Here is a 25,074-nt window from a genome sequence, read left to right as displayed (position 1 = left end):
GCGGCGCGAAGCGCCTCCGCTTTCCTTCCTGCCCCCTCACACCGCCTTCATCACCTCGCGCGCGATGATCAGGCGCTGGATCTCGCTGGTGCCCTCGTAGATCGTGGTGATGCGCGCGTCGCGGGCGTGGCGCTCCAGGGGATAGTCGCGGATGTAGCCCGCCCCGCCGTGGAGCTGGAGCGCAGTGTAGGTCGCCTTCTGTGCGGCCTCGGAGGCAAAAAGCTTGGCCATGGAGGCCGCCTTGGCGAAGGGCTGGCCCTGCTCTTTAAGCCAGGCCGCCTGCAGGATGAGAAGGCGCGCGGCCTCAAGCTCGGTCTCGCGGTCGGCGATCATCCATTGCAGACCCTGCATGTCGGCGATGGGGCGGCCGAACTGCTTTCGCTCCTTCACGTATTGCTTCGCCGTCTCCATCGCCGCACGCGCGATGCCAAGCGCCAGCGAGGCGATGCCGATGCGCCCGCCGGCAAGCTCGCCCACGGCCACGCGAAAACCGTCATTCTCCCGGCCCATCAGCGCGGAGGCGGGAATGCGGCAGTCCTCGAAAATCACCTCGTTGGTGACCGAGCCGGTCTGGCCCATCTTCTTTTCCGCCTTGCCGATGACGAGGCCCGGCGTGCCGGCCTCCACCAGAAAGCACGAGATGCCCTTGCCGGGCGCCGCATCCGGGTCGGTCACCGCCCACACGACGAAGACGCCCGCGTATTCGCCGGACGTGATGTAGAGCTTGGAGCCGTTCAGCACCCATTCGTTGCCCTCCATGCGGGCCCGCGTCTTCATGGAGGAAGGATCGGAGCCGGCGCCGGCCTCCGTCAGGCAGAAGCCACCGGCCGCATAGGTGCCATCGGTGAGCTTCGGCAGATAGGCCGCCTTCTGCTCCTCGCTGCCGACCGCCTCGATCACCTCGCCCACCATGTTGGTGACCGAGGCGGTGACGGCGGTCGACGCACACGAGCGCGCCAGCCCCTCGATGGCGAGCGCGAAGGCCACCGTGCCGGCTTCGCTGCCGCCGTAATCGGCGGAGACGTTGAGCCCCATGAAGCCGGCCTCGGCCAGAACCTTGAGATTGGCGAGGAATTCGTCGCGCCCCTCCCCCCGGTCGAGCCTTTCGGCAAGCGGTGCCAGCCGGTCCCGGCCGAGCTTGAGCGCGGTGTCGGCGATCATCTGCTGCTCTGAGGTCAACGCGAACTGCATGGGCGGCCTTCTCCTCCTGAAACCTCGTCGTAGCGCCATACGTGGCGCAGGCGGGCATTGGGGAGAAGGGAATGCGGAGCGGGCGAAAACACCGCGCAGCGTCACCTCCGGCGCACTGCCGCACGCCATTTCATCAAGAGTGACGCTGGAGAAATGCCCGGCCTGCGAACAATGCGAAAGGGCCTTCACGCAAAGCCCCTCCTCCCGCGCGCAGCAAACCATATTCCACCCATGCAGAGAAGAGCCGCTGACGCAGAGACGGGGCGCTACAAAGGGGGTGGCGGCGCGTGCGGCCGCATGCCCTGCCCGGCTTTCTCCCGATTACTCTTGGACAAGCAGCCTTCTTTGCTCGCAATAGCCTCACGGCATGTTAGAAATGCGGCTTCACCATGCGCTGCCATCCGGGTGACCGGGGATGGCGGTACAGGCAGAGGGAGACCGGTCGCACCCGTGATCTGGGAGGACACGTTGATGATCAATGTCCGCAAGCTGGCGATCGCCGCCACGGCCGGCGCGCTCACTTTCGGTTTCGCGGCGGAAAGCTTCGCCGCCGAGGTGACGTGGAATGTCTCGCTGTGGGGCAACCGCCGCGCCTTTACCGAGAACGTCGAATATCTGGCCGAACGGGTCGCCAAGGAATCGAACGGCCGGTTCGAGATCAAGCTCCATTACGGGGCCGCCCTGTCGAAGGCGCGCGAGAACCTGGACGGTATTTCCATCGGCGCCTTCGAGATGGCGCAGATCTGCGCCTCCTACCATGCCGACAAGAACCCGACCCTGACCGTTCTGGAACTGCCGTTCCTGGGCGTTTCCGACCTCGAGACCGAGGCCCGCGTCTCCATGAAGCTCTACGAGCAGGACGCGGTGAAGAAGGATCTCGCGCGCTGGAACGCCATCGCCTTCATGCCGACCCCGATGCCGCAGTACAACTTCCTCGGCAAGGGTGAGGCGCCGACCTCGATCAAGGATTTCGACGGCATGCGCGTGCGCGCGCTGGGCGGCATTGGCGAGCTGATGCGGGCCATCGGCGCGGTGCCGACCACGGTGACCGCGGCGGAGACCTATCAGGCGATGGAATCGGGCACGGTGCAGGCGGCCTCCTTCGCCCCGCACGCCCATCTCTCCTTCAAGACCGTGGAAGTCGGCAACTGGTGGACGGCGAACATGAACCCCGGCACCGTGCAGTGCCCGGTGGTGATGAATTCGGATGCCTACGCCGCCCTGCCTGATGATCTGAAGAAGATCCTGGACGAGAGCGTCCAGCCGGCCGTCGACCACTACATCAAGAACTACCAGACGGTCTACGACCGCTGGTGGCCGACGCTGAAGAAGCAGGAGATCACCCAGGTCAAGTTCTCCGACGCGGACCTTGAGGCGCTGCGCGAGAAGGCCGCGCCGATCTGGAAGGACTGGGTGGAAAAGATGGAAGCTCAGGGCGTTCCCGGCCAGCAGCTGCTGGACAGCATGCAGGCCGAGATCAAGGGCTGACGCCCGGTCGGGGTATGGCGACATGACGTTTTGCCCCGACCTCTCATCCGTCATCGCCCGGCGCAGTCCGGGCGATCCATTGCCGGTCGCCGCAGACACGGAAAGGCCAATGGATCCCCCGGACGAAGCCGGAGGATGACGGCGGAGGGAGCGGAGCCCGGGACGGGAGGGGCCGGCGTCCGGGACGTGCCGGGTCCGCCGCACGGCTGATCCCGCCACACAGCAGATCCCGCTGCACGGTCTATCCCGCCCCACCCGAACCCGAGAAATACTGCATCACTGAAACCTTCAGGCGCGCATCCAGCATGACCCAACCAGAAATGCCCGCAGATGCCGCGACTTACCGGATCCTTTCCGGTGGGCTCGCGCGTGTCGAAAACGTCTTCAATCTCATAGCGGCGGCCAGCATCATGGCGCTGATGCTGCTGGCGGTGGTGCAGATCTTCGCCCGCACGCTCTTCAACCAGCCGATACCGGGCTTCATCGACATCACCGAGCAGGCGATGGCGGTGTTCACCTTTCTCGGCATCGCCTACTGCCAGCGGGTCGGCGGGCATATCCGCATGGAGATCCTGCTGGGCATGCTCTCGGGCCGGGCCATGTGGATCGCGGAGTTCCTGGGCGTGCTCGTCATCCTCGCGGTCGTGCTGGCGCTCGACTACGGCTCCTGGTTCCACTTCTACCGCGCCTGGACGATCGGCGACTCGACCATCGACATCAACCTCCCGACCTGGCCCTCGAAGCTGCTGGTGCCGGTGGCACTGAGCCTTCTGTCGCTGCGCCTGGTGCTACAGCTCGTCGGATACGGACGCCTCATCGCCGATCCGACCCGCATGCCCATCGACGTGCCGGTGGTGGTGGACGTGACGGAGACGGCACGCCACGAGATCGAGGAGACATTTGGCGACGAGGATGATGAGGACGAAGCCACCAACGAAAACGAGAGTGGCAAGGGGGGAGCCGCGCGATGACACCTTTCGAGGTCGGACTGATCATGACCGGCGTGCTGCTGGTCCTCGTCATCATCGGCGTGCGCGTGGCCTTTGCCGCGGCCTTCGTCGGCGTCGTGGGGCTGATCGTCATCTTTTCCATGCGGATGGGTTTCGAGCGCGGCTTCATCACCGCGCTGAAGATGGCGGGCACCATTCCGCATTCCAAATCGGTGACCTATTCGCTGTCGGTTTTGCCGACCTTCATCCTGATCGGCTTTCTGGCGTTCTATGCCGGGCTGACGCGCCAGCTCTTCGAGGCCTCGAAACGCTGGCTCGGCTGGATGCCGGGCGGCATGGCGGTGGGCACGATCTTCGCCACCGCCGGCTTTGCCGCCGTCTCCGGCGCCAGCGTGGCGACCGCGGCGGTGTTTGCCCGCGTCGCGATTCCCGAAATGCTGGCGGTCGGCTATTCCAAGCGACTTTCGGCGGCCGTGGTGGCGGCCGGCGGCACGCTCGCCTCGCTGATCCCGCCGTCCGCGATCCTCGTCATTTACGCCATTCTGGTGGAACAGTCGGTCGGCAAGCTCTTGATCGCGGGCTTCGTGCCGGGCGTTTACTCCGCCTTCGTCTATGTCGCCATCATCGTCGGCATGGCGGCCTGGCGCGGCGATGCGCCTGCGATCAAGGGCTTCACCTGGGGCCAGCGGTTTGCCTCCATTCCCGGCACATTGCCGATCTTCGCGGTGGTCGCGGTGATCTTCGTGTCGCTCTTCGGCGTGGAGATCGGCGGCTACTCGTTCTCCGCCACGCCGACGGAAGCCGGATCGCTCGGCGCCTTCGTCGTGCTGGTGACGGCCTTCGTCAAGGGCATGCGGCTGAAGCAGCTCGGCCAGGCGCTGCACGAGACGGCGAAGCTGGCGGTCATGATCTTCACGCTGATCTGGGGCGTTCTGTGCTACGTGCGGTTTCTGGGCTTTGCCGGCCTGCCGGATGCCTTCCGCGATTTCATCGTCTCGCTGCCGCACGAGCCGATGCTGACGCTGGTACTGATCCTGTGCGCCTATGCGGTGCTCGGCATGTTCATCGATGCGATCGGCATGCTGATCCTGACGCTGCCGGTCGTCTATCCGGCGGTAATCGCGCTCAACGGCGGCGAGTTCGTCTCCGCCGCCGACAGCGCCTTCGGCATGTCGGGCGAGGCGTGCGCGATCTGGTTCGGCATTCTGGTGGTGAAAATGGCGGAGCTGTGCCTCATCACCCCGCCGATCGGGCTCAACTGCTTCGTGGTGTCAGGTGTGAGGCCCGACATTCCGGTGCAGGAGGTGTTCCGCGGCTGCGTGCCCTTCTTCATCGCCGACATCCTGACGATCGCGGGACTGCTCGCCTTCCCCGGCATCGTGACGTGGCTGCCGTCGATGATGTGAGGGGGCGGGAGAGAAGAAGAAGGTGCGGCTTCGCCGCACTTCGTGCGCTGGATTCCGGATCAGCGCTCGGCTTTGCCTCGCTTGTCCGGAATGAGGGAGCGTGTGTTTGGCTTCAAGCCCACCACATGCGCCCTCATTCCGGGCGGTCTGCGCCGAAGGCGCATGGCCAGACGCGGAATCCAGCGCAACAAGCGCGGCGAAGCCGCACCGTTTCCCTACCCTACTCCGCCAGCACCCGCTGCGAGGGGAAGGTGATCTCCACTAGCGTGCCCTGGTTGGGTTCCGAGTCGATCGAGAAGCCCGCCCGGTTCGCCTCCACCAGCGCCTTGGTCAGCGGCAGGCCCAGCCCGGTGCCGCCGCCGAGACGCGCGGTGTGGAGCTGGCGGAAGGGCTCAAGTGCCGCCTCGATGTCCTTTCGCGACATGCCCATGCCGGTGTCGCGCACGCGCAGTACCACCTCGCCGGTCGGCTCCAGCGCCGTGGAGACGATCACCTGGCCGCCCGCCTGGTTGAACTTGATGGCGTTCGACAAGAGGTTCAGCACGATCTGGCGCACCGAGCGCGGATCGGCCACCACCTTGGGCACTGAGGTCGGCAGGCTGGCGCGGATGATCACCCGGTCGCGGTTGGCCTGCGGCTGCATCAGGGCCACGCAATCGCGCAGCACCTCGTTGATCGGCACCGCCTCAAAGGCCAGTTCGAACTTGCCGGCCTCGACCTTGGAGAGATCGAGAAGGTCGTTGATGAGGCTCAGGAGATGCGAGCCGGAGGCGTGGATGTCCTTCAGATAATCCTTGTAGCGCTCGTTGCCGACCGCGCCGAAACGCTCGTCCATCATCACTTCGGAAAAGCCGATGATGGCGTTGAGCGGCGTGCGGATCTCGTGGCTGATCTTGGCGAGGAAATCCGACTTCTGCGACGAGGCGTTCTCCGCCTGGCGCTTGGCGGTGGTGAGCTCCTCCTCCGCCTTCTTCCACTGGGTGATGTCGCGCAGCACCGCGCAGAACTTGGCATCCTCGCGCGCGCCATGCCGGCCAACGCGGCCGATGGTCATGAACAGAGGAATGAGACCCCCGCCGGCGATCTGACCGATGACCTCGCGCCCGTCATTGAGCACGCTGGCCACCCCGTTGCGGGCGAGGCCGTCGAGATAGTCGAGGGCGGAGCGGTGGCTTTCCAGCGCCAGATAGTCGGTGAGCGCGGCGCCCGTCATCATCTGGCGGGAGGCGTTGAACAGTGCCTCGGCCGAACGGTTGACCGACAGGATGCGGCCTTCGGCATCGAGCACGATGACGCCGTCCGTCGCCGTTTCCAGGATCGCCTCAAGCTCGGAGATGCGCTCTTTCGCCTGCTCCAGAGCGGCGGCGACCTCCTCGGACGGCTGCTCGCGCTTTTCGCGCAGCGAGATCATCAGGCCGCTGCCGGATTTCCACGGCACCGTGTGCATGAAGGCATCGACCGGGTGCAGGACGCCATCGGTGGACCGGATGCAGAGCGAGCGTTCGATGGTCGCGCTGCCGGCGGGCTCCGGCGGCCATGCTTCCGGCCGCACGAACACAGCCTCCAGACCGCCGGCCTCCGCCAGCGCCTCCAGATCGGCATAGCCGAGCATCTTCAGGAGCGAGCGGTTGGCATATTCCACGTCGCGGTCGCGCACGATGGCGACGCCGATGGGAAGCCGATCGAGCAGGCGCGGATGGATGGCCATGACGGCCTGTTCGGCGGCCTTCACCGCTTCCGCCTCGCGGGTCTCCTCCGGTGCGCGCGGCTTGGGACGCGGGGCGATCGGCATGGGGATCGGCGGCACGGCCTCGCCCTCCGCCTCGTCGGCCGGCCGGTTGGTTTCCTCGATGCGGGCGCCGAGCGCCTCGGCGATCTTGCGGAAAGCCTCGCGTTCGGGCCGGGTGAGCTGGCTGTCGGGCGGGATCACCTGACGCTCGGCCAGACGCACCACGGTTTCGGCGAAACTCTCGTCGCCCGCTTCACCATCGGCTTGCGCGACAGGCTCTGGCAGCGCCTCCGGCTCGGCGGCCGCTTCGGGCTCAGTGGTTGCCTCGGACTCCAGGTCGGAAACTGCGTCAGGCTCGGGCCCCAGATCGGGTGCGTCTTCCGCACGCGGTGAGGACGGCAGGTCGCCCATCGGCAGGAAAGGCTCCGCCTCACTCGGGACGGCCGGCTCCTCTTCTGTCGCCTCGTCCGCCGTCGGCGTTTCGGTCGTTTCGGCCAGAGGCACGGCCTCCGCCTGCATGTCCTCGACAGGTTCCGCGACAGGTTCGGTGACAAGTTCGGTGAAGGGGGTCTCCGGTCCGTTGTCTTCCGGGGCCGCGTCGCTTTCGTCGGCAGGGCCTTCGAGATCAACAGGGCCTTCGAGATCGGCCTGAACCGGTTCAACCTCGGACGTGTCTTCAGGCGCGGGCGTCTCCACCTCCGGCGAGGGGGCGAGATCGGTTGACGCGTCAGGCTCCACGATCACCACGGGCGATGCCAGGACGGGCTGCTCGGCGACGGCGATCTCCGCCTCGGCCGGCGCATCATCGGCGCGTGCTTCGGCGGCCCCGTCATGAGCCGCAACCGCCTCGTCGGCGCTGTCATCGGCAGCGGGGCTGTCTTCGGCATGGGCGCCGTCCTCCGCCGTGGCGGGGATGGCTTCCTGCGAATTGGCGGCTTCCGGCAGGCCCCAGGAAGGCGAGCTGCCGGACGCGTCGTGATAGAGGCCATAGGCCGGTGCCGGCTGCGCCGGCGCGGGCATCTGCGTAACCGTCGCGCTCGCCGGAGAGTCCCGCTCGGGTTCGGGCTCCGGTTCGGACACCGACCCGGGCTCTGGCTCGGGCTCGGGCTCGGGCTCCGGCATTGTCTGGGGGACAGCGTCGCCGGTCTCGTCCGCGGCGTCTTCCGCGACGGCCGTTGCCACGTCCTGCGGCCCCGTCTCGTCGGCCGGGCTTTCGCCCTGCTGCGGGACAGCCTCGGCAGCCGCTTCTTCCGGCGTCGCCTCCCGCGCCAGCAGGCCGGCACCGAAAATGGTCGCGGCGGCGGCAGCGGCCCGGGCGATGGCCTCGCTGCGTGTGGACGCAGTCGGTTCCGGCGTTGTCGATTCCGGAGCCGTCTCGTCCCGCTCTTCGACAAGCACTGCCGGCTCTTCGGCAGGAGCGGTCAGCTCTTCGGCGGGCGCGGCCAAATCTTCGGCAGGGGCGGCCGGCTTTTCGGCCACTGCCGCCGGGTTCATGCGTTCCATCGACACCGCGTCGGCGGGCCGGCAGACGCCGAAGCCACGATATCCCTCGAACTGGCGGAAGCGGTCGAACGCGGGCAAGGCGGCGAGATCGACCGGCACGGCGAGCGGATTGTCGGTTACCGGCCATTCCACCGTGACGCCGCTCCAGGTGTCGCGGCGGGAGAGCGCGGACGCGACCCGGCCGTTCGGGTCGAGATCGAGCCGTTCGGCCACTTCCTCCCACGTGTGCCCGACGATATCGGCCGCTTCGGGACCGATCACCTGGGCAAGCTCCGGCGAGACCCCGGTGAAGACGCGGTCCACGTTCATCTGCCAAACGAAGCGCACGGGCCGGCCGTCATTGTCGAATTCGAAGGCGGGCGTGGACGGAGCTTCCCCAACCTTAAAGACATCTGCTTCGGGTTCGGCTTCGGCCGCAGGTTCGGCGGCGGCCCTGCCGGCCTCGTCGTCTACGGTTGCCTGCCGACCCGGGTCCACGCTTTCGCGAGGCTGCTCGTCACTGTCGCGCGCGGCCTGCGGCCCCTCGTCCTGCGCCATGAGCATCTGCCGGGCCGCGCGGGCCTCCGCGATCAGGTCTTCCTCGCTCTGGGCGAGGCGCTCGATCAGTGCGGGCGACATCATGCGTGGCGCAGGCTCTGCCTCGCGGATCGTTTCCGCAATCACTGCCGGCGCCGCCTGCGGCACCTCATCGGAGGTCTCGCCCGAAACCTCGCCAGCAACATTCTCGGAAAGCTCGTCTTTGGCGGGTTGCGCGGCGGCATCAGCCGCGGCCTCGGACCCGGCGTCCTCCCGCTCATGCGTCTTCAGGAAGCGGTTCCACGGAAAGAAGGTGCGCGGGAAGCTCGAGGTGGCCACGGTGCGGCCGTCCTCTTCGTCGGCGACCTGTGCGCCCGCCTCGTTTTCAGCCGGCAACGACGCGTTATCGGCGGCAACGTCGGCCGCAGGCTGCGCGGCGGCCGGTTCAGGGGTTTCGATTTCGGAAGTCTCGGGTTCGGCGGCGGCTTCTTCGCGAACGGTCAGGCTTGGCGGCAAGGCCGTGTTTTGCGCGATCACCAGCCGGGCGGCCGGAGCGGCGGCACCAAGATCCGCGACTTCGGCGGCATGGGCGCCGGTGCCGAGGCGCAGACGGATGTCCCCCTGCCCATCGACCCCTTCGAGGGCGAGATCGGTGGTCCGCGCCTCGTCCGCCAGCACACCGGCGGCGGACACGACCGCGCCATCGGCGGAGATCAGCAGGGCGGAGACGTCGTTATCGGCCAGAAGCGCGCAGAACTCCTGCACCGGATCGGCCATCTCGATACGGGTATCGCCGGAGACGACCAGCGCGGCACGGGTGCCGTCGGAAAGATCGAGGGCGCGGGCAAGCGCGGTGAGCTGTACCGCCCGGGCGCCGATGAAGAAGCGCAGCCGCTCCAGGGTCTCGCGCTCCGCCGGGCCCTGCGACAGGCGCTCCAGATGACGGCGCGCGGGCGCGGTGTCGGCGAGCGTGCGGGCAAGCAGCGCGGCCATCGAGCTTTCGCGGAAGAAGCGCGCGCCGGCGGCATTGGCCCACAGGATGCGGTGGCCGTCGGCCGACCAGACCCAGGCCGGACGCGTTTCCGCGATGAGCCCGGCCACTGCGGGCAAGGCGCTGATTTCGAAAAAGGTCCGGCCGTACGCGCTCATTGCTGCTGCAACTCCGCCCCTGCACTTCGCTGGATGCGATTTCGGTCTCTGGTTTCACAAACCGCCGGCCTTCAGCGGAGATCCGGCAAGTTCCCGTCGCCAAAGCCCCAGGCCCGCCGCACAGGACCGGGGCTTGCCCCCTCACAAGATGGGAAGGCTTTGCGCCAGGAAAACCGGTCCGCTCGCCCGTTCTGCAAACGGCCCGGACTTGGCCGGATTAACACCTTGTTAATAACCGGAATCCCTATCAGGGTCCATGCGCAGATATCCGATCCGAAGATCTGGTTGAGCTTGTGGTTAACCCGTATTCGTCGCCCTCATGTCATGTGCAGCCATTATTCCCTTTCCGGTATGGCGCATCCCGTATCCGTATCCTGCATCCTCCGGCGGCGCACGCGTTGCATTCCCGCCGCCGCTGACGCAGCATACGCTTGCCGGACGAGGCGGATCCGGATGTCCGAACGCGGCAAACCTTCGATTCGCCCCGGGCGGAGAGTGGTCTTTCGCGTATATTGATTGACGAACGATTGACGCACGTCGCCCATCCCTCGGCCCTGTCCGTCCCGGCCCGGGCCGGAGCGGACAGGGCCGGGGCGTCGGTTTCCGTGTTTGAAGCGGCAGAAGGAGCCTTCCATGACGACCCCGAAATCCGATTTCGAGATCCCCGAGCAGATGCGCGAATTCGCGGAAAAGAGCGTCGATCAGGCCCGCAAGGCGTTCGACAGCTTCATGGATGCGACACAGAAGGCCGTGAGCCGGGTGGAGGAACAGACCAGCGCCGCCCAGTCCGGCTCGCTCGACATGAACAAGAAGGTGCTGGACTACGCGGAGGAACATGTCGACGCCGCCTTCCAGCTCGCCCAGAAGATCGTGCGTGCCAATGACGTTCAGGAGATCCTGAAGCTGCAGAGCGACTATCTGAAGACCCAGATGGAAGCGCTCGGCGAACAGGCGCGCGACCTCAGCGACAGCGCGGCCCGCACCGCCGGCGACGTCGGGCGCAAGGGCTCGGAAAGCTGAAATCCCGCTCCGCCGGCGTGCCATGCCGGCGGACACCGCGCACCAACGCCGCGAAAAATCGCGACGAAACAGCAGCTTGCACAAGATTTATGGTGCGATGCAAAATTAATGTTGCAATGCAGCAAAAAATGGTTATCTTACCCTTCGTAAGAGAGGATGGGCCAAACGCTCAGGCGTTCACCGAAGGTGAGGCGCTCGCCAAAGGCCCGCCAAAGGAATGAGCCGACGCGCCAGGTGACGGTCCTTTCCGGCACCGCCGGCACGCATCCGCAAGATGCGCGAACCGGAAAAGAGTGCGAACCGGGAACGTACGCGAAACCGGATGGTGGCGTCCCATTTGGACACGAGCCCCATCGGAAAGACGTCGCGGCCCGTTGATTGTCAAAGTGGCGAATACCCGGGTGCGCGCTCCGCGCCCGCCCGCAACGTCGAGAAGGCGAGATGCGCACGGGCGCCGATCACGAGCCGCCCGGCAACCGCAAAGTTCACAGGAGATACCATTATGACCGCAGCAAAGACCGAGACCACCACGTCCAAGACGCGCACCGCCGGCAAGGCGTCCGCATCCGCCGCGCCGGGCTTCGAGGCCTTCTCCATGCCGAAGGTGGAGATGCCGGCCGCCATGCGCGAGCTCACCGAGAAGGGCCTCAACCAGTCGCGTGAGGCCTATGAAAAGTTCAAATCTGCTGCCGAGGAGGCAACCGACATGATCGAAGACAGCTACGAGACCACCCGCCAGGGCGTGATCGAGTTCAACATGCGCGCTCTGGAAGCCGCCAAGACGAACACCGACGCGACCTACGACTTCATGAAGTCGATGGTCGGCGCCAAGTCGCTTTCGGAGGCGATCGAGCTGCAGAGCAGCTTCGCCCGCAGCCAGTTCGAAGCCGTGTCGAAGCAGGCCAAGGACATGCAGGAGCTTGCCGGCAAGTTTGCCAGCGACTTCTCCGAGCCGATGAAGGACGCCTTCGGCAAGGCCGTGAAGGACTTCAAGGCCGCCTGATAAGGCCGCGCCCGGTCCGCCGGCCGCGATCCGGGCCACGAAATGAAGAAGCCCGCGTCCCTTAACCGGGGGCGCGGGCTTTTTCGTCACCGAACGGACCTGTGCATAAGTGGCCCAGATTCGCCGCGCGTGGCTCTTGAAATCGAAAACGAAACTCCATATGGTCCGCCTCACTTCGCGCCGCCTTAGCTCAGTCGGTTAGAGCGCTAGATTGTGGATCTAGAGGTCCCCCGTTCGATCCGGGGAGGCGGTACCATTCTCCCTTCGACAATTCATGTTCGCCCCGCGGGCGCACCTCTCGGTGCGGCCGGGTTCGGCGTTTGTGCAGGGGAGTGGAGCGGTTTGGTTCGCGCCCTTGCCGCGGGAGAGAGAGATCGCCCCTCCGTCATCACCCGGCGTAGTCCGGGTGATGACGGAGGGTGCAAAGCGTAGCACCGGCGGCACTGGATTGCCCGGACTGCGCCGGGCAATGACGACGGAGAGCGTGGGTTAAGCCTTCTCCAGCGCCTTCTTGCGGATCTCGCTCAGCGTCGTCATCGGGCTGATGATTTCCGGATCGAGATGAAGGTGCAGCAGGGACAGCTTGCCGGACGCCCGGGCACGCTCGAAGGCGGGGCCGAATTCCGACGTCTCGCGCACCGTCTCCGCATGGCCGCCATAGGCCGTGATCAGCGCCGCGAAGTCCGGGTTCACCATCGTCGTGGCCGAAACGCGGCCCGGGTATTCGCGCTCCTGGTGCATGCGGATCGTGCCGTAGATGCCGTTGTCGACGCAGACGATGATGACGGCGGCCTCCGCCTGCATCGCGGTGCCGAGTTCGTTGATCGTCATCTGCAGGCAGCCGTCGCCGGCAAAGCAGACGACATCGCGATCGGGATGGCGCAGCTTCGCCGCGATCGCCGCCGGCAGGCCGTAGCCCATGGAACCGGAGGTGGGGGCAAGCTGGGTGCCGAATTTCCGGAAGCGATGGAAACGGTGGATCCAGGTGGCGTAGTTGCCCGCGCCGTTGGTCATGATGGCATCGGGCGCAAGATGATGGCGCAGCCACAGCATGACCTCGCCCATCTGCAAGGGCCCTTGCGTGGCGGGCGGCTGGTCGGACCAGGCGCGGTAGGCGTCATTGGCGGCCTTCGTCTCCGCCGGCCAGGGCACCGAGATCGGCGGCTGCACGCCCTCGAGCGCCGCGGTGAACGCCTCCGGCGAGGCGTGGATGGCGAGTGCCGGCTGGTAGACGCGGCCGAGTTCCTCCGCACCCGCATGCACGTGGACAAGCGTCTGCGACGGGTTCGGGATATCGAACAGCGTGTAGGACTGGCTCGGCACCTCCGACAGGCGCCCGCCGACGAGCAGCACCAGATCGGACGCCTTGATGCGTTCCACGAGCTTCGGGTTGACGCCGAGGCCGAGGTCGCCCGCATAATTGGGGTGTTCGTGATCGAACAGCATCTGGCGGCGGAAGGAACAGGCAACCGGCAGTTCGAAACGCTCCGCAAAGCGCTTCAGCCGCTCCACCGCCTCTTCCGACCAGCCGGACCCGCCGGCGATCACGATAGGCCGCTTGGCCTGCCACAGCCGCTTTTGCAGATCCGCCATCTGCGAAAGGCCGGGATGGGTTTCAACGACCGTGGCCGGTACCGGCACGGCTGCCGCCATTTCCACCAGCATGTCTTCCGGCAGGGCGAGCACGACCGGCCCGGGGCGGCCGGAACAGGCCACGGAGAAGGCGCGCGCCATCATCTCCGGCACGCGGGCAGCATCCTCGATCTCGGCCACCCACTTGGCGATGGAGCCGAACATCTTGGTGTAGTCGACCTCCTGAAACGCGTCGCGGCCGCGCATGGAGCGCTCGATCTGGCCGATGAGGAGGATCATCGGCGTGGAATCCTGCTGGGCAACGTGGACACCGGCGGAAGCGTTGGTGGCGCCGGGGCCGCGGGTGACCATGCAGATGCCGGGCTTGCCGGAAAGCTTGCCCCAGGCCTCCGCCATCATCGCCGCGCCGCCTTCCTGGCGGCAGACGGTCACGGGGATGGAGGCGTCCACCAGCGCGTCGAGAACCGCAAGGTAGCTTTCGCCGGGAACGCAGAAGACCCGCTCCGCCCCGTTTGCCTCCAATGCCTCGACAAGAAGCTGGCCTCCGGTTTTCTGGACGGTCTCACCCGATGCGTCGATCATGAATCACCCTCTGTCATTGTTTGAGCCGGATCATAGAAATCCGACACGCCGATGCCAGAGGGAATCTTTGGCATGGCAATGAAAAAGGCCCCAGGCCACGTTTTCACCGGCGGATGAAAGCGCTCTAAAGATCCTGCACGGTGACCACCTGAAAGGTGTTGAGCTCGCCGTCGTCGTCGCGGATGGAGACATACTCGCCCGGCACGAAGGCGTGGGCGGCGAAGCGGTAGCCTGCCTCGTCGTCCTCATCGCCGTCGATGTCGTAGCGGAATGCCCAGGAGCCGCCGGGGCGGTGCACCAGATGACCGATGTCGTCGTCCTCCCCGCCCCAGAACCGGCGCACGCGGCACTTGTCGCGATGCATCTTCCAGTCTCCCGGATCGATCTCGCCGGCCGGCGTCAGCGGAGCTATGAACTCGTAGCCATGCCGGTTCGATCCGTTGGGATGTTCCTTGGTCCGCGCCAGGTTCAGCCTGATCCGCTTGAGTTTCACGGGCGCGCTTGAAAGGGCAGTCATGGCGTTTCGTCCTCTGGGTCAGGCCGCTCGATCTGGCGGCACCTGTTTTCTTTCCTCTCGGTAAGTATACGATGTATGGGATCACACTGTCGCGTTTGTCCAGATCGACCTTGATGAAGGTCAACGACGTTATCAAATGTATGTTTAGACTTTCTTTTTTTGCCGGATGATTTCGGCGCGCATTGAGGAAGGCTCCCGATTTTGAATCAAGACCCGCAAGCGAAGGTGCTGGCCCTGCTGGAAGATCCCGTCACCTATGGCGTGGCCGAGCCGGTCACGCGCATCGACACGCATGCAGCGGCGGTGTTTCTGGCGGGCGATCAGGCACTGAAGTTGAAGCGCGCCGTGACCTTCCCGTTTCTCGACTATTCGACGCTGGAGCTGCGCAAGGCGGCCTGCCTTCGCGAGATAGAGGTGAACCGCCCGAACGCACCGATGATCTACCGGGACGCGGTGCCGGTGACGCAAGACGCCGACGGCAGCCTCGCCATCGACGGGACGGGCGAGCCGGTGGAATGGCTGGTGCGCATGCACCGCTTCGACGAGACGCAGACGCTCGACCGGCTGGCCGAACGCGGCCCGCTGCCCGGCGGCATGGCGGAGGAACTCGCCGGCATCTTCGCCGCCTCCCATGCGCGCGCGCCGGAGGTGAGCGAGGCGGCGGCCGAGCAGTGGATCGACGATCTCGAAGACTACGTGGAGCAGAACCGGGCCGCCTTCCTGGCCGCGCCGGAGCTGTTTCCCCCGGAACGGGTGCGTATGCTGAACGCCGAGGCGAACGCGATGCTGTCGTGGATCCGGCCGCTCTTGCGCCAGCGCGGGCGCACGGGCCGGATCCGGCGCTGCCACGGCGATGCGCATCTGGGCAACATCGTGCTGATCGACGGGCACCCGGTTCTGTTCGACGCCATCGAGTTCGACGACCGGGTGGCCACCGGCGACGTGCTCTACGACCTCGCCTTCCCGCTGATGGATCTGGCGGTACGGGGGCTCGACCAGGATGCCAATCGGCTGATGAACAGCTATCTCGGCATGACCCACCGGCTCGCCGAGCTGGAAGACCTGACCGCCCTGCCCTTCTTCATGCTGATGCGCGCCTGCATCCGGGCCAAGGTGGCCGCAGCCCGGCTCGCGCATGTGACGGGCGAGGCGGCAGAGGCGGCGAAGGCGGATGCCGTCAGCCATTTCCGTTTCGCCGAACGGTTTCTGGAGCCAGCCGAGCCGATGCTGGTCGCCATCGGCGGCTATTCGGGGTCCGGCAAGTCGACCGTGGCGCGCGCGCTGGCGCCGGGTCTCGGCTCGCCGCCGGGCGCGGTCGTGCTGCGTTCCGACGTGGAGCGCAAGCTGCTGTTCGACGTGGGGCCGACGGACCGCCTGCCCCCCGACGCCTATGGCAAGGACGTGACGAGCGAGGTCTACACCCGGCTCAGGGAAAAGGCGGAGGTGGCGCTGGCCGCCGGGCGGCCCGTCATCGTCGACGCGGTCTTTGCCGCCGGTGCCGAGCGCACCGACATCGCCGCGCTGGCGCGCAAGCTGGAGGTGCCCTTCCACGGCTTCTGGCTGGAGGCCGACGTGGACACCATGGCCGCGCGGGTGGCCCGCCGCGTCAACGACGCCTCAGACGCCGACGTGGCCGTGCTCCACCGCCAGCTCGGCTATGAGCTCGGCGAGATCACGTGGACGCGGACCGATGCCTCCGGCACGCCGCAGGAAACCCTCGAGCACGTTCTGTCCGGACTTTGAGCCGCACCTGCCGGGAGAGGGTCCGAGTGCGATCCGCGGTGGAGCGAGGCGTGGGCACGATCGCCGTGTGCAGCCGCCATCCGGCCTTTCGGCGCGTGGCGATTCTGCTCTAAGCTTCCCGTAAACGGGATATCGCGAAGGGGCGAAGACATGGGTGTGAAGCGGGTGGTCCTTGCGTCTGCGATCGTGGCGGGAAGCTTGAGCCTTGCGGTGGCGGCGGGTCCGGCGCGCGCAGCGGAAGCCGCACGGGCGGAGCTTTCCGACAGCCTGCCGGCGGCCGAGATCAGCGAAAACGGCGTGACCGCGCGCATCGCCATGGTGGCCTCGACGGAGAGCCCGTCCATGTCCGCGCCGATGCTGGAGGTCGTCGTGGACGGTGCGACAGTCCTGCGCATCGAAGGCGTGGCAAGCGGCTGGGACACGCCGCAGGGCACCATCGAGATCGTGGAAATCAACCCGGCCAACGACACGCCAGAAGTGGTGTTCACGTCCTTTTCCGGCGGTGCGCACTGCTGTACCCAGGTGCATGTGGCGAGCGCCGGCAAGGACGGCAAATGGGCGGATGTCGATGTCGGCTTCTTCGACGGCGAGGGCGGCAGCTTCGTCGATCTGGACGGTGACGGGGAGGCGGAATTCCGCACCTACGACAACGCCTTCCTCTACGCCTTCGATTGTTACGCCTGCTCCTCCGCGCCGCTTTCGCTTTTCGCGGTGACGGGCGGCAAGGTGGTGGACGTGAGCCGCAAGCCGGCCTTCGAACAGGCCCACCGGGCGTGGCTTGCCGACATGGAACGGCGGCTGCCGGAAGCCACGCGCGACTTCTCGCCGGGTTTCTTCACCGGCTGGATCGCCGAAAAGGCCATTCTCGGCGAGGGCTACGAGGCCTGGGAAACGATGATGAAAGCCTATCGCGGCTACGCCGACGAGGGCTTCGAAAGCTGCCCCGAGACCCGACCTGACTGTGAGGAAAACGAAAAGCGCACGCTCGCCTACCCGGACGCGTTGAAGATGTTCCTGAAGCAGCAGGGGTATCTGTGAGGGACGGCGGGTTCGGAGCAAGCGGCTTTTACCCCCACCCCTGGCCCCTCCCCTCACGGGGGAGGGGGACGCGAGCGGTGAGCCCTGAGCATTGCGGCTGGTTTCGCGGGTGGATTTAAGAAAAGAGATCTGCCCCACGGCCCACCTCCCCCTTGAGGGGAGGTCGAACGGCCCTTCGGCCGGTCGGGTGGGGGTCAATGCGGCAGGTTCGGAGCAAGCGGCTTTACCCCCACCCTGGCCCCTCCCCTCAAGGGGGATGGGGACGGATGCGGCGGGGCCCGGCGTGTCGCGGCTTCTGCAGCCCCTAAAGCATCGTTGCGTCCGTCTGTGCTTCGGCGACAGACAGGGTGACGACCGAGACCGCCTCATCGTCCGAGGAGGGCCGGATGCGGAAGCCCAGCGAACGGCACATGTCCAGCATCGTGGTGTTTTCTTTCAGAACCTCGCCGGTGATCGTCTCGATGCCGTCGCGCGCGGCGTAGTCGATGATGAGGTTCATCAGCATCCAGCCGAGCCCCTGGCCCTTCAGTTCCGAGCGGACCATGATGGCGTATTCGCCGGTCCTGTGGTCGGGATCGGCATGCAGCCGCACCGCTCCCATCATCTCGCCGGTCGAGGCGTCGAAGGCGGCAAACGCCATGGCGCGGGAATAGTCGAGCTGGGTGAGACGGGCGAGAAAGGCGTGTGAGAAATCGCGCACCGGCGCGAAGAAGCGCAGGCGCAGATCCTCCGCGCTGACCGTCTGGAAGAAGGCCTTGAAGCTGTCCTCATCGTCAGGCCGCACGGGTCGCACGAAGAAGCGGCGGCCGTCCTTCAGCTCCACCGTGCGCTCCCACTCCTTCGGATAGGGGCGGATGGCGAGCCGCGAGGTGGCGAGACGGCCCGGCACGATATTGGGCGGGGCGGCGGCGATGCGCATGTCCGTCACCGTCACGTTGCCGTCCGCATCCACGTAGAAGGGATTGAGGTCGATCTCGCGGATTTCCGGGATATCGACGGCGAGCTGGGCGAGCTTGACCAGCACCAGCGCGATCCCGTGACGGATGCGGCGCGACTGCTCGTTCTCGTCCGCATCGCGGAAAAGCCGGGAAATGCGTGTGCGCGCGATCAGCGCCTCGGCGAGGTTCAGGTCGAGGGGAGCGAGGTCGAGGCCGTAGTCGTTGGCATAGTCGACGGCGGACCCGCCCGGCCCGAAGACGATGACGGGACCGAAGGTCGGATCGTCGGCAAGACCCGCAAACAGCTCGCCGGGGATCTTGCTGCCGGCCTTGCGGGGAATGGCGGGCGCCGGGCCGGTGGCGATGTCGTAGGCGGCCAGCACGTCGCGGCATTCCGAGGTCTCGAGCCAGGTGCGCGGCTCCGCCAGCACGTTGGCGACGATGGCGCGCGCCACCTCCGTCTGCGGCGTGAAATCGGCCGGCAGGCTGGGCGGGTTGGCCATCAGCAACTTCTTCGCCTCGGTGTAGCGGGCCACATACATGAAGGCGCGCACGGCTTCGGCCGAGGTGCGGTAGCACGGGATGCCGGCCGCCTCGAGCTGGCGGGTGGGCGCGGGATCGGCGGTGGCGAGCGCGGCGATGACGGCCTTCTTGGCGCGCGGCTGGCCGAGCTGACGACCGGCCGCTGCGATAATGCCGGCGGCGGTGGCCGACGAATTGGCGAAGGCGGTCGGCGCCGACACCACCACGATGCCGTCGACGTTGCGGTCGGCGAGCAGCAGCTTGATGAGCTGCGTGTAGGTCTCCGGCGGGGCGTTCGACGGGATGATGAGCGGGTTTTCCGGCTGCACCCAGGAGCGCAGCAGCGGCTGGACGGCTTCCTCGGTGACGGCGGAGATCTGCGCAATCTCGCCGCCGAGATCGGCGATGCGGTCGGTAGCGAGCGTCGCAAGACTGCGGCTGTTGGCGATGATGGCGAGCCGGCGGCCAAGATTGGGATGAACGCGGGTCACCGTTTCGGCGGCGTCGAACATGTCGTCGAGACCGCCGACGCGCAGCACGCCGGCGCGCATCAGCGCCGCATCGTAGACGGCGTCGGTGGTCGCAAGCCGGCCGGCATTGGTGAGCGCCTTGCCCGGCGCATCGGTCGAGGCGCCGGTGCGGATGAGAACCACGGGCTTGGCCCGCGCCGCCGCACGGGCGGCGGAGAGGAACTTGCGCGCATTGGTGATCGCTTCCAGCTGCACCATGATCGCACGCGTCTCGACATCGCCGGTGAACCAGTCGAGCAGATCGGCGATATCGACATCGGCGCGGTCGCCCAGCGAGACGACGTGGGAAAAGCCGACGCCATGGGCCGACGCCCAGCCGAGCGTGGCGTTCATGATGATGCCGGAGCGCGAGACCATGGCAAGGTCGCCGCCGGGAACCGATTCAACGGAAAGGTGCACCTGCAGGCGGTGGCTCGGCGAGGCGATGCCGAGGCTGCCCGGACCGACGAGGCGCAGGTTGTAGGGGCGCGCCGCCTCCAGCATTTCCTTCAGCGTCTCGCGCGGCCAGGCCTCGAAACCGGGCGCGATCATCACCGCCGCACGCGTGCCGCCGGCGCCGAGCTTGGCGATCGTCTCCGCCGCGCGTTCCGGCCCGCAGGCGAGCACCGCGAGATCCGGCATCTGGTCCATGTCGTCCAGACTGTCGGCCTCGGAAAAGGCGCCGTGCGGATCCTCGAAGCCGACCAGAGTGACGGGCGAGACATAACCGCTGTCGGCGATGCGCTCCAGCAGCGAGCTCAGTTCCACCTCACCGAGATAATTCGGTCCGATCAACGCGATCGATTTCGGCTTGAGCAGTCCGTCTAGGTTTATGATGGTCATGGCTTGATGAGGGAGAAAGCTTGGCGGTGGGAGGGGCGGCCCGGATACCACCCCGCCCAGGTGGCCGGGCCTCGATCCGGTCTGCGCTCGCTCAGGCCAGCGCAGATACACGAAAACCGGAGGAAAGATCAGCTTTCATCCGGCGTCCCATGATGCGCAGCCTCCCGCAAACTCGCAACTGCAAAACACCGGATGGGTGAACGGCTTGTGGATGGGCGGACGCTCTCGCCCCTGCACCTTTGCAGGCACGCGACCGCCTGCCCCAAAGAAAACGGCCCGCATTCCGGCGAACGCTCGTCCGGAATGCGGGCCGTCATTGCCCCGATGCCCCGACCGGAGCCTTCGAAACGGGCGGTGGCGTCAGTGGGCCATCACCACCGGCACGGTCATCGACTGCAGCATCCCGTAGGTGGCGCCGCCGAGGACGAATTCGCGCATACGAGAGTGGCCGTAGCCGCCCATCACCACCATGTCGACGCCGTTGTCGGAGACGAAGTTCAGCAGCGCGTCGGAGACGGACGTATCCGGCGAGGCGACGGTTTCAAGGTTCACGTTGAAGCCGTGGCGGGCGAGGTAGGTGGCGACCTCGGCCCCCGGCTCGCCATCGCGCCGCTGGCCGCGATCGACCATGACGACGGTGATCTTGCCGGCGAGCTGGAGCAACGCCAGCGACGAGCGGATGGCGTGAACGGCCGTGGCGCTGCCGTCCCAGGCGATCATGACATGGTCGGCGGAGAACTTCGGCTTGCCGGCGTAGGGCACGATCATCACCGGCACGCCGGAATCGAACAGCGCCGCCTCGATCAGCACCTCGCCGATGGCATCGCCGCGCTCGGCGTCGTACTGGCCCATGACGATGAGGTCGGACAGCCGGCACTGGGCGATGAACGGATCGGCGGCCCCGCCGCCGGCCATCTGCACGACACGGCTCTCGTACTTCACGCCGTTGCGCTCGGCCGCCGTCTCATAATCCTTCAACGCGGCCTTGGCATCATCCTCGGACTGCTTGCGCGCCTGCTCAAGGTAATCGGCAGGCATCGGCGCGATCAGATAGCCGGGCATGACCGGGTTGTAGGCAAGCGCAAGGCCGGTCACATGTGCCTCGGTCTTTCCCGCCAGGTCGATCGCGACATTCATCGCGTGCTTGGGTCCACGCAAATCGACCAGCGTGGTGATGTCTTTCAATGCCATAGAGTATGTACCTCCTCATCCGAGCCGGCGCGCGTCAGGCGCGCGCATCAGCCGGCCTTGCGACTGTGCTCTTCGGTGATATCCGTCTCATTGACCGTGATCAATCAACCGATGCACAAAAAGCGAACTCGAGTCACATTGAAATTCCCGCAGGCCCGTCGGTCAATGCGAATCACTTGACCGAGGCGCACACGGCTGCGACCACCTGAAAAGACGAAGCCCGGTTGCGCGCCTTGATTGACGGCGGCACAGGCAACACCGCACCGGCAACAGGAGAGCAGGCACGTGGCCCAGGCCCAGACCAACGCTGCGGAATTCACCGTTTCGGAGATTTCCGGCGCGATCAAGCGGACGATGGAGGACACGTTCGGCTACGTGCGCGTGCGCGGCGAGATCTCCGGATATCGCGGCCCGCATTCCTCCGGTCATGCCTATTTCGCGCTGAAGGACGAGAAGGCCCGGCTGGAGGCCGTGATCTGGCGCGGTTCCTTCTCCAAGCTGAAGACGCGGCCGGAGGAAGGCATGGAGGTGATCGCCACCGGCCGCATCACCACCTTCCCCGGTTCTTCGAAATACCAGATCGTCATCGACAGCCTGGAACCGGCGGGCGTCGGCGCGCTGATGGCGCTTTTGGAGGAGCGGCGCCGCAAGCTCGCCGCCGAAGGCCTTTTCGACGACGCGCGCAAGCGGCCGCTGCCCTATCTGCCGCGCGTCATCGGCGTGGTCACCTCGCCCACCGGCGCCGTCATCCGCGACATCCTCCACCGCATCAACGACCGCTTTCCATTGCATGTGCTGGTGTGGCCGGTGCGGGTGCAGGGCGATAGCTGCGGGGCGGAAGTGTCCGAAGGCATCCGGGGCTTCAACGCGCTTGCCCCCGGCGGCGCGATCCCGCGTCCCGACGTGATCATCGTGGCGCGCGGCGGCGGCTCGCTGGAGGATCTTTGGGGGTTCAACGACGAGATCGTGGTCAGGGCGGCGGCGGAAAGCGACATCCCGCTGATCTCCGCCGTGGGGCACGAGACCGACTGGACGCTGATCGACCACGCGGCCGACGTGCGCGCGCCGACGCCGACGGGGGCGGCCGAGATCGCCGTGCCGGTGCGGGCGGAACTGGTCGGCATCGTCGACGATCTCGCCCGGCGCAACGGCACCGGGCTCCTGCGTCTGATCCAGGGCCGGCGGACGGAATTGAGGGCGGCGGCCGCCGCCTTGCCGCGCGACCTGATCGCGCTGCCGCGCCAGCGCTTCGACATGGCGGCCGGCGCGCTCGGCCAGGCGCTGAGGAGCAATACCCAGACCCACCGGGGCCGGCTGCAGGCGGCCGGCGGACGGCTTCATCCGGGCATGCTGCTGCATGGCGTGCACATGGGCCGCGAGCGGCTCGGCGGCCTTGCCGCGCGCACGGGCCGGGCGCTGGAGGTGACTTCGCAGCGCCAGCGCGCGCGCCTCGACGGGCTGTCGCAGATGCTTGATGCGCTGTCCTACAAGAGCGTGCTGAACCGCGGCTATGCGGTTGTGCGCGATGCGGACGGAGCGCCCGTGCCGCGCGCGGCCGGCGTTTCCTCCGGCATGGCCTTGCAGATCGAGTTCGCCGATGGCGGCGTCGATGCGGTGGCGGCCGGTGGTGGCGGCGGTGGTGGCGGCGGCAAGCCTTCCTCCGCACCGCGCAGGAAGACGAAGGCCACCGCAAAGCCCGGCACGCCGAAGCAGGGCAGCCTGTTCTAGGGTATTCGCCCCCGCGTTCGCATCGGCGGCAAAGGCACCTTCGGCCGGACTTGCGCGGACCTCGCTTTACCGTTACGGCATGCCCACCGGGGAAAGCGAGCCAGGCAAGCTATTTTTGGAATTATTCCAATCTGTTGAGACGCTGCAGAATTCTTGACTATTACACTCAGGTCTCTACACTCCGCCTGCCGCAAGGGGCCCTTTTTCCGGCCCGCATGCGCACGCCCCGCGAGACGTGCGGTACGGGAGGGAACTTGGGAGACACTCCACCTCTCCGTCCCGTCCACGCCGCGGATTTTGGGCAACAGACGAGACAACGGCGGGAACTTGCCCCCGCCGCGTGGAGAAGACATATGCCCCTATCGCCTTTCCGGCCCGAGGCCGCTTTCCGTTCGAACGCCAGCACCGCTCGTTCGAAATCGTCCCGCCTGTCGATCGCGGCCGGCCTTGCCGGCGCCGTGATGGCCGCCAGCATAAGCGCCGCCCCCGCCATGGCCGAGGGATCGGTCAACGTCTATTCCTATCGCCAGCCCTACCTGATCCAGCCGCTGCTCGACCGTTTCACTGAAGAGACGGGGATCAAGACCAACATCGTCTACGCCTCCAAGGGGCTGGGCGAGCGCATCAAGGCGGAGGGCGCGAATTCGCCGGCCGACGTGATGCTGACGGTCGATATCGGACGGCTGGAGGGCGCCAAGACACTCGGCTTCGCCGCCCCGCTCGACAACGACACGATCAGGGGCAACATCCCGGAGAACTTCCGCGATCCGGAAAACCGCTGGTTCGGCCTGACGGGCCGCGCCCGCGTCGTCTATGCCTCCAAGGAGCGCGTCGACCAGGACACCATCACCTATGCCGAGCTCGCCGACCCGAAGTGGAAGGGCCGGATCTGCACGCGTTCCGGCCAGCACGACTACACGATCGGCCTGATCGCCTCGATCATCGCCCATGAGGGGACGGAGAAGGCGAAGGCGTGGCTTTCGGCCGTGAAGGAGAACCTCGCCCGCAAGCCCACCGGCAACGACCGGGCGCAGGTGCAGGCGATCTATGCCGGGGAATGCGACATCGCGCTCGGCAACACCTATTACATGGGCAAGATGCTGACCAACGACAAAGAGCCCGAACAGGAGACCTGGGCGAAGTCGGTCAAGATCCTGTTCCCCGACGCCGAGGGGCGCGGCAGCCATGTCAACATTTCCGGCATGGTGCTGGCCGAGCATGCGCCCAACCGGGAGAACGCGGTGCGGCTGATGGAATTCCTGACGTCCGACGAGGCACAGGGGCTCTATGCCGAGGTCAACTTCGAATATCCGCTCAACCCGCATGTGGCGCCGTCGGAGCTGGTCGGCTCCTGGGGCAAGCTGCATCCCGACAGCCTGCCGCTGATCGAGATCGCCAAGCATCGCCGCGAGGCGAGCGAACTGGTCGACGAGGTCGCCTTCGACGACGGCCCGTCGAGCTGATCGGGCGGGCTCGTGACGATCAGGGCCGAACCGGCGGTGGGCCTTTTGCCACTCACCCCGTCCCCCTCCCCTCAAAGGCGAGGGGGACGGATGCAGCGGCCCCTTGCGCCCACCTCCCCCTTGAGGGGAGGTCGAACGGCGCTTAGCCGTTCGGGTGGGGGTAAGGCGGCGGGCTCGGAGCGAGCGGCCTTACCCCCACCCCTGACCCCTCCCCTCAAGGGGGAGGGGAACTTCAGACGCACGCCCCGGGCGTCACGGCAAATCTTGCGCGTGCAGAACGAGAAAAGAAGCCATCGACACGGCCACCTCTCTCTTAAGGGGAGGTCGAACGGCCCCTTCGGACGTTCGGGCTGGCGCGTGAGGAGGCGGCCGGAACCGGGAAATCGCCGCGCGTTCCCCTCTCCCCCCTTGTGGGGGAGATGTCCCGAAGGGACAGAGGGGGGTGCCCGGCA

At 66.7% G+C, this 25,074-nt stretch carries 15 protein-coding genes and 1 tRNA gene; 10 read left to right on the top strand and 6 right to left on the bottom strand.

Going from position 1 to position 25,074, the window contains the following annotated elements:
- Nucleotides 1-36: 36 nt before the first annotated feature.
- Nucleotides 37-1,191, bottom strand: a complete 1,155-nt coding sequence (locus V2L18_RS14125) for an acyl-CoA dehydrogenase family protein (protein WP_336178901.1) — start codon at nt 1,189-1,191, stop codon at nt 37-39.
- A gap of 471 nt (nt 1,192-1,662) precedes the next feature.
- Here V2L18_RS14125 and V2L18_RS14120 point away from each other — a divergent pair, with 471 nt between their 5' ends.
- The 3 genes from V2L18_RS14120 to V2L18_RS14110 all read left to right on the top strand — a co-directional run bounded on the left by V2L18_RS14120 (nt 1,663) and on the right by V2L18_RS14110 (nt 5,035).
- On the top strand, nt 1,663-2,679 hold the full coding sequence (locus tag V2L18_RS14120) for a C4-dicarboxylate TRAP transporter substrate-binding protein (RefSeq protein ID WP_336178900.1): 1,017 nt from the start codon (nt 1,663-1,665) through the stop codon (nt 2,677-2,679).
- A 305-nt stretch (nt 2,680-2,984) separates the two neighbouring features.
- A complete protein-coding gene (locus V2L18_RS14115; protein WP_336178899.1) occupies nt 2,985-3,650 on the top strand; it encodes a TRAP transporter small permease in 666 nt (221 codons plus the stop codon).
- Entirely contained in the window at nt 3,647-5,035 is a 1,389-nt protein-coding gene (locus V2L18_RS14110) for a TRAP transporter large permease (protein WP_336178898.1), read from the top strand. The genes V2L18_RS14115 and V2L18_RS14110 overlap by 4 nt, the downstream gene beginning before the upstream one ends.
- A 220-nt stretch (nt 5,036-5,255) precedes the next feature.
- On the opposite strand, the gene V2L18_RS14105 is transcribed toward V2L18_RS14110, so the two are convergent.
- Complete coding sequence (locus V2L18_RS14105; protein ID WP_336178897.1) at nt 5,256-9,932, bottom strand: ATP-binding protein; 4,677 nt, start codon at nt 9,930-9,932, stop codon at nt 5,256-5,258.
- 633 nt (nt 9,933-10,565) lie between these two features.
- On the opposite strand from V2L18_RS14105, the gene V2L18_RS14100 reads away from it, so the two are divergent.
- The 3 genes from V2L18_RS14100 (at nt 10,566) to V2L18_RS14090 (ending at nt 12,211) form a co-directional block, all read left to right on the top strand.
- On the top strand, nt 10,566-10,952 hold the full coding sequence (locus tag V2L18_RS14100; protein ID WP_336178896.1) for a phasin: 387 nt from the start codon (nt 10,566-10,568) through the stop codon (nt 10,950-10,952).
- 502 nt (nt 10,953-11,454) lie between these two features.
- The gene (locus V2L18_RS14095; RefSeq protein WP_336178895.1) at nt 11,455-11,955 is read left to right on the top strand and encodes a phasin; all 501 of its coding nucleotides are present in this window, start codon (nt 11,455-11,457) and stop codon (nt 11,953-11,955) included.
- Nucleotides 11,956-12,134: 179 nt separating this feature from the next.
- Nucleotides 12,135-12,211, top strand: a tRNA-His gene (locus V2L18_RS14090).
- A gap of 233 nt (nt 12,212-12,444) precedes the next feature.
- Here the strand turns inward: V2L18_RS14090 and V2L18_RS14085 are convergent.
- Entirely contained in the window at nt 12,445-14,130 is a 1,686-nt protein-coding gene (locus tag V2L18_RS14085; RefSeq protein ID WP_336178894.1) for a thiamine pyrophosphate-binding protein, read from the bottom strand.
- Nucleotides 14,131-14,254: 124 nt separating this feature from the next.
- Nucleotides 14,255-14,647, bottom strand: a complete 393-nt coding sequence (locus V2L18_RS14080; protein ID WP_336178893.1) for a hypothetical protein — start codon at nt 14,645-14,647, stop codon at nt 14,255-14,257.
- Nucleotides 14,648-14,848: 201 nt separating this feature from the next.
- Between V2L18_RS14080 and V2L18_RS14075 the strand changes: the two genes are divergently transcribed.
- Both V2L18_RS14075 and V2L18_RS14070 read left to right on the top strand, forming a co-directional pair.
- The gene (locus V2L18_RS14075; RefSeq protein ID WP_336178892.1) at nt 14,849-16,390 is read left to right on the top strand and encodes an AAA family ATPase; all 1,542 of its coding nucleotides are present in this window, start codon (nt 14,849-14,851) and stop codon (nt 16,388-16,390) included.
- A gap of 150 nt (nt 16,391-16,540) precedes the next feature.
- Nucleotides 16,541-17,428 (top strand): hypothetical protein, encoded by an 888-nt coding sequence (locus tag V2L18_RS14070; RefSeq protein WP_336178891.1) that lies wholly within the window; start codon nt 16,541-16,543, stop codon nt 17,426-17,428.
- A gap of 304 nt (nt 17,429-17,732) precedes the next feature.
- Here V2L18_RS14070 and V2L18_RS14065 read toward each other — a convergent pair whose 3' ends face one another.
- Nucleotides 17,733-20,240: a GNAT family N-acetyltransferase gene (locus V2L18_RS14065; RefSeq protein WP_336178890.1), complete on the bottom strand. Its 2,508-nt coding sequence runs from the start codon at nt 20,238-20,240 to the stop codon at nt 17,733-17,735.
- Nucleotides 20,241-20,600: 360 nt separating this feature from the next.
- Nucleotides 20,601-21,431, bottom strand: a complete 831-nt coding sequence (locus V2L18_RS14060; protein ID WP_336178889.1) for a universal stress protein — start codon at nt 21,429-21,431, stop codon at nt 20,601-20,603.
- A 285-nt stretch (nt 21,432-21,716) separates the two neighbouring features.
- Here V2L18_RS14060 and xseA point away from each other — a divergent pair, with 285 nt between their 5' ends.
- Complete coding sequence (gene xseA / locus V2L18_RS14055; protein ID WP_336178888.1) at nt 21,717-23,159, top strand: exodeoxyribonuclease VII large subunit; 1,443 nt, start codon at nt 21,717-21,719, stop codon at nt 23,157-23,159.
- Nucleotides 23,160-23,587: 428 nt separating this feature from the next.
- A complete protein-coding gene (locus V2L18_RS14050) occupies nt 23,588-24,622 on the top strand; it encodes a Fe(3+) ABC transporter substrate-binding protein (protein ID WP_336179136.1) in 1,035 nt (344 codons plus the stop codon).
- Nucleotides 24,623-25,074 lie beyond the last annotated feature (452 nt).

Source organism: Breoghania sp. JC706, assembly GCF_037026715.1.
GTDB lineage: Bacteria > Pseudomonadota > Alphaproteobacteria > Rhizobiales > Stappiaceae > Breoghania.
Note: the sequence above shows the minus strand (reverse complement) of the source record. Positions and strands in the feature narration are given on the sequence as shown.